11 protein-coding genes are annotated in these 12,169 nt (G+C 40.6%); 3 read left to right on the top strand and 8 right to left on the bottom strand.

From position 1 onward, the window contains the following. Window positions 1–283: 283 nt before the first annotated feature. Both ADA55_RS25705 and ADA55_RS30840 read left to right on the top strand, forming a co-directional pair. Complete coding sequence (locus tag ADA55_RS25705; RefSeq protein ID WP_213068208.1) at window positions 284–1,231, top strand: IS110 family transposase; 948 nt, start codon at window positions 284–286, stop codon at window positions 1,229–1,231. Beyond that, entirely contained in the window at window positions 1,228–1,515 is a 288-nt protein-coding gene (locus ADA55_RS30840; protein WP_054399254.1) for a hypothetical protein, read from the top strand. Before ADA55_RS25705 ends, ADA55_RS30840 begins: the two co-directional genes overlap by 4 nt. Window positions 1,516–1,718: 203 nt before the next feature. Here ADA55_RS30840 and ADA55_RS25700 read toward each other — a convergent pair whose 3' ends face one another. From ADA55_RS25700 to speB, 8 genes are all read right to left on the bottom strand, one after another. Beyond that, entirely contained in the window at window positions 1,719–2,777 is a 1,059-nt protein-coding gene (locus tag ADA55_RS25700) for an alkene reductase (RefSeq protein ID WP_048689102.1), read from the bottom strand. Between the two features lie 190 nt (window positions 2,778–2,967). After that, window positions 2,968–4,395 (bottom strand): MDR family MFS transporter, encoded by a 1,428-nt coding sequence (locus tag ADA55_RS25695; RefSeq protein ID WP_048689101.1) that lies wholly within the window; start codon window positions 4,393–4,395, stop codon window positions 2,968–2,970. Between the two features lie 61 nt (window positions 4,396–4,456). Further along, window positions 4,457–5,029 carry a TetR/AcrR family transcriptional regulator gene (locus ADA55_RS25690; protein ID WP_048689098.1) on the bottom strand — a complete coding sequence of 191 codons (573 nt, stop codon included), beginning with the start codon at window positions 5,027–5,029 and terminating at the stop codon, window positions 4,457–4,459. A 259-nt stretch (window positions 5,030–5,288) separates the two neighbouring features. Further along, window positions 5,289–5,381 carry a putative holin-like toxin gene (locus ADA55_RS31570; RefSeq protein WP_220126990.1) on the bottom strand — a complete coding sequence of 31 codons (93 nt, stop codon included), beginning with the start codon at window positions 5,379–5,381 and terminating at the stop codon, window positions 5,289–5,291. A 156-nt stretch (window positions 5,382–5,537) separates the two neighbouring features. After that, a complete protein-coding gene (locus tag ADA55_RS25685) occupies window positions 5,538–6,527 on the bottom strand; it encodes a D-2-hydroxyacid dehydrogenase (RefSeq protein WP_048689095.1) in 990 nt (329 codons plus the stop codon). An 89-nt stretch (window positions 6,528–6,616) separates the two neighbouring features. Beyond that, on the bottom strand, window positions 6,617–7,423 hold the full coding sequence (locus tag ADA55_RS25680; RefSeq protein WP_264371019.1) for a class II aldolase/adducin family protein: 807 nt from the start codon (window positions 7,421–7,423) through the stop codon (window positions 6,617–6,619). Next, window positions 7,423–8,862: a sodium:solute symporter gene (locus tag ADA55_RS25675; protein WP_048689089.1), complete on the bottom strand. Its 1,440-nt coding sequence runs from the start codon at window positions 8,860–8,862 to the stop codon at window positions 7,423–7,425. The genes ADA55_RS25680 and ADA55_RS25675 overlap by 1 nt, the downstream gene beginning before the upstream one ends. 97 nt (window positions 8,863–8,959) lie before the next feature. Then, entirely contained in the window at window positions 8,960–9,958 is a 999-nt protein-coding gene (gene speB / locus ADA55_RS25670; RefSeq protein WP_048689085.1) for an agmatinase, read from the bottom strand. A gap of 314 nt (window positions 9,959–10,272) precedes the next feature. Between speB and ADA55_RS25665 the strand changes: the two genes are divergently transcribed. Further along, a complete protein-coding gene (locus ADA55_RS25665; protein ID WP_048689082.1) occupies window positions 10,273–11,676 on the top strand; it encodes a sigma-54 interaction domain-containing protein in 1,404 nt (467 codons plus the stop codon). Window positions 11,677–12,169 lie beyond the last annotated feature (493 nt).

Raw genomic sequence — 12,169 nt, 5'->3', positions numbered from 1 at the left:
CATAAGAAACTTCTATGGCGGCGCTCCTCGCCGCCACCATCTACTACGAAAATCTAAACTCAAAATAGAGTCTAACCCATTAACCCCTTGACAATAATGGATGATAACAATACAACCAGGCTGAACTTTTTTTGGTGGATCTTAAGGAAGATACCCTGTATAAGAAACTGGTTGTGACAGTATGGAAGAACCATTTAGTGTACTGCTAGTACGTATACAAAAATTTTTGTAACAAATCTCCTGTCATATGTATTGTTAATCTTTTTTTGAGGTGATTTCTCCTATGGAAGCAATGATTGAACGGTGTGCTGGCCTAGATGTACACCAAGAAACAGTAGTAGCCTGTGTATTATTTGGTCCATTAGATCAAAAGCCAAAGACCTCTATTGAAACATTTTCAACTACAACAACAGGACTCTTGGCTTTAAGTGATTGGCTCGCTACCCTTCAGGTATCCGATGTTGTGATGGAAAGTACCGGAGTCTACTGGAAACCAATATGGAATATACTCGAAGGTTCTTTTCACCTTGTTCTTGCCAATGCAAGACATGTCAAAAATGTTCCAGGACGTAAAACTGATGTGAAAGATGCCGAATGGCTTGCCAAGCTTCTAAGATGTGGACTTATTGAAAGCAATTTTGTACCACCGGAGGATATTCGTGATTTACGAGATCTTACTCGTTATCGAAAAAAATTGATTCATCATCGCACATCAGAACAGAATCGCATTCACAAAATTCTTCAAGATGCTAATATCAAGCTAACATCCGTATTATCAGACATTTTTGGTGTATCGGGACGCCGTATCCTTGAAGCGATTCTAAACGGTGAAAAAATAGAGACCGATGGTCTTCGAAAAATGGTGGATTGGCGAACAAAGGCAAGTATTACTGACATTGCCAGTGCAATTAATGGTCGTATTCGCCGTCATCATCGTGATATGTTGCGTTACCATTGGGAGCATATGAGTTATTTAGAAAAAGCCATAGAAGAATTGGAAAAACAAATCGATCAACTCCTGTCCCCCTATCGTAAGGAAGTAGAATTATTGGATGGAATACCTGGTGTGAACAAAGCTGCCGCAGCTACTTTTATTGCAGAGATGGGCGTTGATATGTCCGTATTTAAGTCAGCTAAACATCTTGCCTCTTGGGCTGGTGTGAGTCCTGGAAATTACGAAAGTGCTGGTAAAAAAAAACGAGTAAAACCACACAAGGTAACAAAGCTTTGAAAACGATGGCTGTAGAGTGTGTACTAGCGACATCAAGGCAAAATAATCGAATTGCTTCACATCGAAAAAGGATTACCAAAAGGCAGGGAAAAATGAAGGGACGAATCGCTTCTGCTCATTTACTACTAACGATTGCTTACAACATCTTAAAAACAGGGGAACCCTATCAAGAACTAGGCTCAAATTACCTTGAAGAAAAACAAAATAACAAAGAGTTAAAAATGATCGAATACCTAAAAAAGAAAGGCTATACAATCGATCCATCTGAACAACAAACTGCATAACCAGTTAAAATAACGACATAGTACATTTACGTCCTTCAAAAAAATTAGAATATGGTGGGCTTATTTAAGTATGGCCTTTCACTAAAGTGTTTTCATACAAAAAGGCGACCCTTCTTGAAGAAGAATCGCATCAGTCATAGAAACGGAAATATGGGTACTGCATTGTCCTGTCATGAACAAGCCTGCCTTTTATCTTATCGCTATTAAATCAGTTGCCCTAAATGTTTCTTTGCCTCGTAATCAACAAGTCCTTCATCCTTCTTAATTCGTGCCAGATAATCCGGGTTGGCGATAAGCGGACGTCCAATCGCCGCAATATCAATGATGCCTTTTTCCAGTGCTGCTTCCGCTGTTTCAGGATCAAGCCCGCCCACACCGACTATGATTCCATCCCAGTGGCTGCGTACCAATTCATGCATGGTCAATCCTCTTGCAATCGGTTTGGTAAATTCCATCGTGGATGGGTGAATCATTTTAACTCCTGTTTCATTGAACGCTTCAATAAATGTTTGGATCGCTTTTTCAGGGTCTTCCCACATATAAGACGGCTGGTCAATTTTCAAAGCCGAGAAACGAATAAGGGTACGTTCCGCTCCAACCGTATCAATAACTGCTTTTAGCACTTCCTTCATAAATGTCAGACGCTGTTTTAAATCACCACCGTACCGATCGGTCCTTTTATTGGAGGTGTCAGAATTGAACTGGTCAATTAAGTAGCCGTGTGCACCATGAATTTCTACGCCGTCAAAGCCAGCATCCATTGCATTCTTTGCAGCTTGTTTATATTGGTTCACAACTTCTGCAATATCCGTCTCTGCCATTTCTTCAGGAATGTCAAAAGGTTTGCCGAATCGTGAAACCTTACCTTCCGCAGCGATAGGTGACGGGGCCTGCGGAGGAAGTCCTCCTGCAATTTCATGGTGGCTTGCACGGCCCACATGCCAGATTTGCGCAATAATCGTTCCGCCTTCTGCGTGTACTGCTTCCGTTACTTTTTTCCACCCGTCGATTTGCTCTTGAGTATATATTCCGGGAACCCCAGGATTGCCCTTTGCTCTTGGTGAAATCACTACACCTTCAGTAATGATAAGTCCGATTCCATCTTGAGCCCGCTTTCGGTAATATTCTACGGTCAGGTCATTCACAACACCAGTTTCGTTATCGGCAAACGACCGAGTCATAGGAGCCATTGCCGTTCTTGTTTTTAAGTTCCATGCACCTATTGTTACAGGTTCAAACATTTTGGTTTTTATTGTTTTCATTTGAGTTCCTCCTGTTAACCGCTTTACCTGAGCTGAATTTTAGTAACTTTCATTGTGTAAGATTACCCGAAAAGTGGTTAATTTTCAAATAATTCACTCTGACTTTTTCGCTTTTGATGAAATATGGTAATAAAAACCAGCAAAAAAGCCAGACAGAGAAACTCCATTCCCTGCTGGCTAATTTATCTTATTAGTCTCGTGCTGTTCTGATAAAAAACGATACGATCAAACCAATGATTGCAAGGACAAGGCCGAAAATAAAGGCATCTTGAACGCCTGCAGTCAATGAACCGCTAATGGCAGATGGATCGAACGGATCTTCTGCATTTGCCATATAATTTTTTTGGGATGCTGACATGATCGTAATGGCAACGGTTGTACCGATGGCCCCCGATACTTGTTGCAATGTATTCATTAGAGCCGTTCCATCCGGATAAAGATTTTTTGGCAGTTGATTCAGGCCATTTGTCTGGGCCGGCATCATGACCATCGAAACACCAATCATAAGGAGGGAATGCATGACGATTACCATTATGATCGTCGTTTCAGTCGTTACGTTCGTCAAAGTCCATAACATGACAATCATGATAATGAAGCCTGGAACCACTAACCCTCTTGGACCGAACTTATCAAAAATGCGCCCCGTAACCGGAGACATGATACCATTAAGCACTCCACCCGGCAATAGTACCAGTCCAGCAGAAAACGCAGCTAATGCAAGCCCGGTTTGCAGGTATAACGGTAAGAGAATCATGGATGACATGATGACCATGAAGGTGATGAAGACTGTTATTAACCCTAACGTGAACATCGGGTATTTAAAAACGCGCAAGTCAATCATCGGTTTATCCATATTGAATTGCCTCACAGCAAACAGGAATAATGCTATAAGTCCAACAATGATCGAGGATAAAACGATCGCATTGCTCCATCCTTGCTCTCCGACAATACTAAAGCCATAAACAATTCCCCCAAAACCAATGGTCGATAAAATAATGGATGGTACATCGATTTTAGGTTTGGTGATTATTGAAACGTTTTGCATATACTTGAGACCGAATAGTAAAGCGATCACAAAGAACGGCAAAGACACCCAGAAAATGTAATTCCATTTTAGATTTTCAATAATCAAGCCTGAAACTGTCGGCCCGATGGCTGGGGCAAACATGATCACCAGCCCCATCAATCCCATCGTCGCTCCCCTTTTATGAATAGGGAAAATCAATAAAATGGTATTGAACATGAGAGGTAATAAAAGACCCGTTCCGATTGCCTGGATGACACGGGCTAGCATCAAGATGCCGAACCCGGGTGCAATTGCTGCAATGAGCGTACCAATGATGGAGAACACCATTGAGGCAATGAATAATTGACGAGTATTGAACCACTGAATCAAGAGTCCCGAAACGGGAACCAGTATCCCCAATGTCAATAGGTAACCCGTTGTTAGCCATTGCACGGTTGAAGGACTGACATTGAATTCTTGAATTAGATCCCCCAGCGCCATGTTTAATGCCGTCTCGCTGAATAACCCGATGAACCCTGCAATTAAAAATGCAATTAATATAGGGGTCGTCCTAATGACTGGGTTTTGTTGCTGTGTTGCATCTGCTGACATAAAATAATTCCTCCAATTACTAACTGTTCGACCTAAGCTTAAGATAATTTTTCCGCATGACTTATTTATTTATCAGCAATAATGGTATCTGTTCCGCAATGGCTTGGAGAGGTTCCCCGTTTTTCGCCGTTAAGGATAAAAGGATACCGCCTTCAATCAAAGCATTAATTACGATACTCAATTCTTTTGCCCGTTTCTCACTGAAGTCCGCTTCGAGTAATTTCTTCACATAAATGGATTGCCAATCTTCCATCGCTTCTTGACAGGCCATTCTTATCTGCTCACTCGTCGTATATGTTTCCGCTGCAATCGTCCCGATTGGCAGTCCTAATAGATTTTCACTATGACCAAAAACCTCGGATAAATGAAAAATATGAGACTGAATGGCTTTAATAGGGTCTTCAATTTCATCAAACCCCCGTTTAATTTCATCTATCACGAAATCTTTTGTATGAATAATCGCCTCGATCGCCAATTCCTCTTTGCCTTTCGGAAAATAATGATACAGCGAACCTTTTGGGATACCACTTTCCTCAATAATGTCCTTAAGCCCCACACCGTAATATCCACGTATACGAAAAAGTCTGGAAGCAGCTTCAATAAGAATGTCTTTCGAGTTTCGTTTCTCTGCCATAGCTGGATCACTCCTTGAAATTATATCAACCGGTCTATTAGAGACTATACTTGTATATCATTGTTTTGTCAAAGATGAAACTTATGTATGCATGGAATATCGATTAAAACTCATTGGAAACAAAACAAAAAAGAACACCTCATAATGGTGTTCTCTGCAAGTTTAAAAAATCGAGAAAATCAATACCTTCTTTAAACAACCTGGAATTTTTTAAAACGCTTCCATTATTAATCAAACAGATCGGCCTGCCTCAATATTATCAAGGATTCTTGTCATGATTTTTGAAATCAAGAATAGCAATTACAAACATGCCAAAGCTTAGCATCAGGGAAATAACTTCGAAAGTACCCATTCATACATCGCCTCCTTATATCCAGCTTTTCCTGATCAGAGATTGTCCTATACAAGAAAAAGAATGAAGCAGTGGCTTTTAAACAAAAATAAGCAAACCCAATCAGGGTCTGCCCTTGTACTCCATTCGAATTTTTTTTCAAAAGATCGATCGCTGTTAATAACCAAGTTTTTTTTCTACAACGTTCATTAGGGGTTTACCGTCAGAAAAAAGCTTTAAATTTCTCAGGAATAATTCCATCACGCGGTCTAGGTGCTTGGAAGAGTTGTAAGCATTATGTGGGGAAACCATAACATTTTCCAGCTGCCAGAAAGGGTGGTCCTTAGGTAAAGGTTCTACTTCAAACACATCCAGAGCCGCTCCTGCTATGTGCCCATTGCTCAAGGAATGAATTAAATCTTCATCAACAATCGTATTACCTCGGCCGACATTGATTACGTAGCTGCCTTTTTTCATTTTATTTAAGCGTTCTTTATTAAAAAAGTATGATGTATCTTTTGTAAACGGAAGGGCCAAGACGACAAAGTCGGACCTGGAAAGGACCTCATCCACTTGATCCATTCCCATTATAAAATCAGCAGGTTCATATTCCGTGTTCCTCTTGGAGGGGTTCCGGCGGCACCCAATGACGGTCATACCCAGTGCTTTACATCTCTTTGCTATCTCATAGCCAATATCACCATACCCAATTATCCCCACTGTCGCATTCTCGAGATCTTTCACTGGAATTTCGACCCACGTTTTGTTTATTTGATTTCTGATCATTGTCGGTACGCCTCTTGCTAACGAAGATAGCATCGCAATTGTATGCTCGGCTATCGGGACAGATGTGCAGCCTTTGACATTGGTGATGATGACATCGCTGTTTTGTATATCTTCATTCAGCATGGCCTCCACTCCAGCACTGTCTGAATGGACCCATTTAATCTTTGGAGCTTTTTTTATAATGTTAAGATTATCATGAAGCCCCAGCGTATATAGGACATCAAACTGTGTTATATCAACTGTTGGCTGTGGTTCGGGTTCGCCGAATTCCCATGGCTCGACAACAACTTCTGAACAAATCTCCTTAAACTGATTGATGTATTTTTCCGGTATATCGACTCTGATATAAAGTGAAGGTGCTGTTTTCTTAGAAGCGGACATTATTAAACCTCCTCAAGAACCTACGATTCCTTTTTCCCTCTTTTATGGGAAGGCAATCCTTTGGGATTATACCAAGCCGTGCTTCATGGTCACTTCAAGAAATCTGGTTGCTCTTTTCTGATCCTTTCCCACAGAGGCTGGAAACTCAGCCATCCTTCATATTCCGTTCCCGTTTGTTCTGCTGTCAATTTTGCATACTCTTCTTCTATAAAAATCGGATTACCTACAGATTCAGCCATTATCTGTGCTTGACATGAACGTTCCATCGTTATGAACCACCAAGCAGCTGAATCTACAGATTGGCCAACCGTTAACAATCCATGATTGCGGAGGATGACAGCTTTGTATTGACCTAAAGCCTTAGCAATGCGCCTACCTTCTTCGGATGCATAAACCACGCCTGTAAAATCATCAAATAATGCATGATCATTGTAAAATTGGCAGGCATCTTGAGTAATCGGATCTAACAGTCTCCCTAAGGAAGACCATGTCTTTCCATAGACCGAATGAGCATGTGCCGCTGCAATCGCATCCGGCCGCGCTTTATGAATTTCAGAATGAATGGCAAAGGCTGCACCATTAACGGAATGTTCACCCTCTACAATATCACCTTTATGATTAACCAATATAAGATCCGAAACGGAAATTTGACTAAAATGCATCCCAAACGGATTGACCCAGAAATGGTCTGTATATTTAGGATCACGGACTGTAATATGGCCGGCTATCCCTTCATCGAAACCAAACTTTGAAAAAAGGCGGAATGAAGCTGCCAAACGTTCCTTCCGGTGATCACGTTCTTCTTCCATAGTATTGAATGTTGCCGGTTGCAGGGAAATTGTCTTTGTCATATCTCGTTCCTCCTCGAATCTTTTTCCGTTTTTTTGCTGAAACATCAATTAGCCAAGGTGTCCATGTCAGCTTTGCTCTTTATATCTTGCTTTACTTCACTTTCGTTCTTATGATCCTTATTGGAACTTAGGAGAGTGATCGCAGTAATGACGACAAAACTAGTAGCGAGCCCGTACAGAATTGGTTGAGTGGAGGAAGGTCCATTAATCACCAATCCGACAATGATAACGATCATGCTGGCGAGAATCGAGTAAAATGCCGCTGTAGCCGTGACCCTTTTCCAAAAGAAACCAAGGATGATCGGAAAGAACACAGCACCGGATAAAATTGCGTAAGCTACATCCAATGCAACTAAAATATCTTGAATCCATATCGAAACGATGATGGCCAATACACCAATCGTTAAAGTTGTTATTCGGGATGTTTTTAAAAATTGTCGTTCACTCATTTTTGGACCAATATATTTTTTAATGATGTCATTAACAACTAAAGTGGAGGAAGCAAGCAAAGTTCCTGAAGCAGTGGACATTAGGGCTGATACCACACTCGCAATGACAACCCCTAATAGACCAGCAGGTAAAGTTACCATCGCTATACTGGTAAATGCATTTTGGGGATCGCCTAAATCAGGAAGGATAATAAAAGCGCACATTCCAATGATACTGATTGCAATCGCATAAAAAACACTATATAACCCCGCTCCAATCGTTCCGCCACGAGAAACAGCTTTGGTTCGTGCGGTGAATAGACGCTGCCAAATATCTTGGCCAACAACTACCCCGAGGGTAAATAATAGGAAATATTGAAAAATCGTCTCTCCGCCAATGTTCCCTAACTCGAAATGTGATGCTGGGAGATTTTCTTTAAGCGAGCCCCACCCTCCTGCCTTAGAGATGCTCATCGGAAGCATGATAAAGAAAATACCGATCGTCATGATGACGAATTGCACGACATCAGTCATGGTGACTGACCACATACCTCCTAATATTGTATAAAATAAAACGATCCCGCCTCCGACTATCATGGAAACCGTTAAATTCCAGCCAGCCAAAACATGTAAAATTGTCCCCATCCCAATCACTTGCGTTACAGTCAGCATGAATGTATAGATAACAGAGACAAGGGCACTGATCAATCTTGTCTGAGAGTTGTAGCGTTTCTCAAGCATTTCACTGATCGTCAATACTTTTAAATTAAATATCTTATTTGTTAAAAACAGCCCAATAGCGATAATGCCGAGCCCGATCATCACCACTAGCCAAATACCGGATATCCCAAACTGATAACCTAACTTTGCTGTTCCTAGGGTGGAAGCCCCCCCTAATATCACAGCAGCTAAACAGGATAAATACATAAAATGACCAAGATTGCGCCCTGCCACAATGAAATCATCTGCTGTTTTTGCCCGTTTGGATCCGATTACTCCCACAATGATTAAAACAGAAAAATATAGAATCATGATCGATATATCCAAAATATGCATGTACACATCTCCTTTTGGGCTTGTATTGTTCTTATCGCTTGTAAAGAGGGAAGAAAGGACTTTACCGCTTCCTTCCTTCTCTATAGAAATGAGGAAACTAATTATTAAGCTGCGTTTCCAAATCTCCTACTCTCTCTTTCTTCTCCATTTTCCCTTTTTTTGCGAGTGCGATGAGTGTGATGAATTCATAGACAATATTAGCGGCTGCAGCAGCCGTGATTTGTCCGTGATCGTATGATGGTAAAACCTCAACAAGATCGAATCCAACAAAATCTATATTCGTCAATCCTCTCACCAAGGCTAAAGCATCATCAATGCTGGCACCGGAAACTTCTGGAGTCCCCGTCCCCGGAGCATAAACCGGATCTAAAAAATCAATGTCAAAAGATAAAAACACCGGACCATTCGCAACACGCTCATGAATGACCCTTAGCATCTTTTCGACCCCGATACGCTTATAATCGTTTGTCGTGTAAACTCCCAAACCTAAATCCCGGGCATCCTGAAGATCTTCGGGTCCGTACAGACCGCCCCTCATACCAATTTGAAGAGATCGCGATACATCGATGAGCCCCTCTTCTATTGCGCGGCGAAAAACGGTTCCGTGATTATACTTTTGATCAAAATAACTATCCCAAGTGTCAGAGTGAGCATCGAACTGAAGCAGGGCAACGGGTCCATGTTTTTTTACGATTGCACGTAACTCCCCTAGTGTAATGGAATGATCGCCTCCCAATGAAATCGGAATGATCCCTTTTTCAATGACGGGGGTAAGCTCTTCTTCGATCTTTTTATATGTTTCCGAAATATACCCCGGGATGATCGGAACATCGCCATAATCAATTCCTGATATATAGTCAAAAATATTAATATCTTGTTCTGGATTATAAGGACGTAAAAGGATTGAAAAATCGCGAATGGCTTCTGGTCCGAATCTAGCACCCGTCCTAAATGATTGCCCGGAATCAAATGGAATTCCCGTAATGACAAAATCCATATTTTCATCTATCTGTTCAACAAATGGGAGCCGCATAAACGTACGCACTCCACAAAAACGGGGTGATTTGAATGAGTCTTTCGGTTGATACTTCGTCATGTAACATCCTCCTAAATTCTAATTCTACTATTATTTTTTTCACTCCATTGCATTTGCAGATGTCATACAAACTTCCATCTATTCTAATAGAATGGATATTCATAACACCCTTGAAATTCTCTTCTTACCTTTTACATAAGCAAGATTCAGGCCAACTATTTCGCTGCGGTATATAAGGCTTTTCATTATTTTGTTTCATCAAATGATTAAAAACTTAATCATTTTCTTGTTTTTTGATTTATTTTTTGATTATTTAGACTTTTTGATTTATATTTTAATTAAACAGCATCCCAAAACCCAAAGGAGCGTAACGTATGTACGATGATATGCTGGAGGAAGAACTAAATAAAATTATTGAAACATCGAATAATAACATTCTCATTACCGATCAAGATGGAATCATTTTATATTCCAACCCAAAGCTTTGGGAGATTTATGGTATGAAAAGTGACTCTTATATCGGTACCTCCGTCTATCAATTAGAAAGTGAGGGCCTTCTTGCACCTTCCATCAATGCGATTGTTTTAAAGGAAAAGAAAGCGAAACGCATAATGCAAGAAACAAAGACGGGTCATGTTGTCATGTCGACTGGCTATCCCATTTTTAATAAGGAAGGACACCTCGTTAGGGTAATCAGCTATGGTCAGGATCAAACCGAGATCCTGCAATTGCAGGATCAATTTGAACAATTACAACGAAAAGTTAAAGGCTATCAAACGGAAGTCGAGGATTTAAGAGAAAAGGAACTGGATTACCATTATCTGATTGCCAGAAGTAATGAAACGAAACATATTTTAAAAACGATCCATAATGTTTCAAAAACCGATGCCACGATTCTCTTATTAGGACCTTCCGGGGTAGGGAAAAGCACTTTTGCCCGTGCTGTTCATGACCAAAGCAACCGAAAAAAAGAACCCTTTATCGAAGTGAATTGCAGCACGATACCGGAAAGTTTGTTTGAATCAGAAATATTCGGCTATGAGCCGGGATCATTTACAGGGGCAAATAAGCAAGGGAGGCAAGGCCTGATCGAGCAGGCTGACAGCGGTACTCTTTTCTTGGATGAAATTGGGGAACTCCCACTTGCCATGCAAGCTAAATTACTGAAAGTACTGCAGGAGAAAAAGATAAAGCGCATCGGTGGAAAAAAAGAAAACCATATTAACTTCCGCCTTGTTGCAGCAACTAATCAAGATTTGAAGGAGATGGTAAGTCAAGGTAGGTTTAGATTGGACTTATTTTATCGTTTGAATGTGATTCCCATCCAAATTCCGGCATTACATGAACGTAAAGAAGATATCCCTCTCTTAATTCAGCATTACTTAGAAAAAACCAATGATAAATACCAGAAATACAAAAAAATCCATCCATCGACTTATGAAGTTTTGACCCATTATCATTGGCCCGGAAATATACGGGAATTAGAAAACTTAATCGAACGGTTAATCCTGACCATCGAAGAGCCAATTATATTTCCCGAACACCTTCCACAATCCATCACAGGGCAAGTGGACCCCCCTGAAGATTCCACCTTCCTCGCAATCGAACAGGAATGTGAAGAGAATTTCGATTTAAAGAAGACATTGGAAAACGTTGAAAGGCAATTGATTGCAAAAGCATGGAAAAAATGTAAAACCACATACGAAATGGCAGAACATTTGGGCATCAGCCAGCCAACAGTCATCTATAAATTAAAGAAATACAAAAAGTATTTGTAAATTCATCTGGACTGAAATCCCCCGTAAACCATGAATGGTCCTTAGTCTTTAGCCATAGATGCTATTCAAGCTAAGGGCGCTTTTTAATATTTGCCGGCAATTCGAAGTGAAACGTATGAAGATTATCGACCATTCCAATATAAAGGCCATCAAAAAAATCCCCATTCAAGTTGAATGGGATTCACAATATCACCTTTCCATTTTTAATGTTACAGCTTACATCATTTCAAACGGATGATCATCAGTGAAGCTCCTGCAGATCCCCCACCTGTTAAGACAACGGTAGCCACTAAACCAATTAGCTTAAGGGATATTATATCCCCTGCTGATTAATGTACAATTACATCATTGAAAAACCCTCTTAGTATGTTTGGCAACCCCACTATATGTGGTTTTTTTTCATCTTTGGTCGAAATGTAAAAAGGCTCCCATAAAAGGAAGCCACAGTTTGTAGACAAAAGGGGTTCGGAATTAAAAAATTCTGAACCCCTTT

Origin of the sequence: Bacillus sp. 220_BSPC, assembly GCF_001054655.1 — a bacterium.
Classification (GTDB): Bacteria; Bacillota; Bacilli; order Bacillales; family DSM-1321; genus Peribacillus; species Peribacillus frigoritolerans.
The sequence above is the reverse complement of the archived record's forward strand: the minus strand, read 5'-3'. Positions and strand labels throughout refer to the sequence as shown.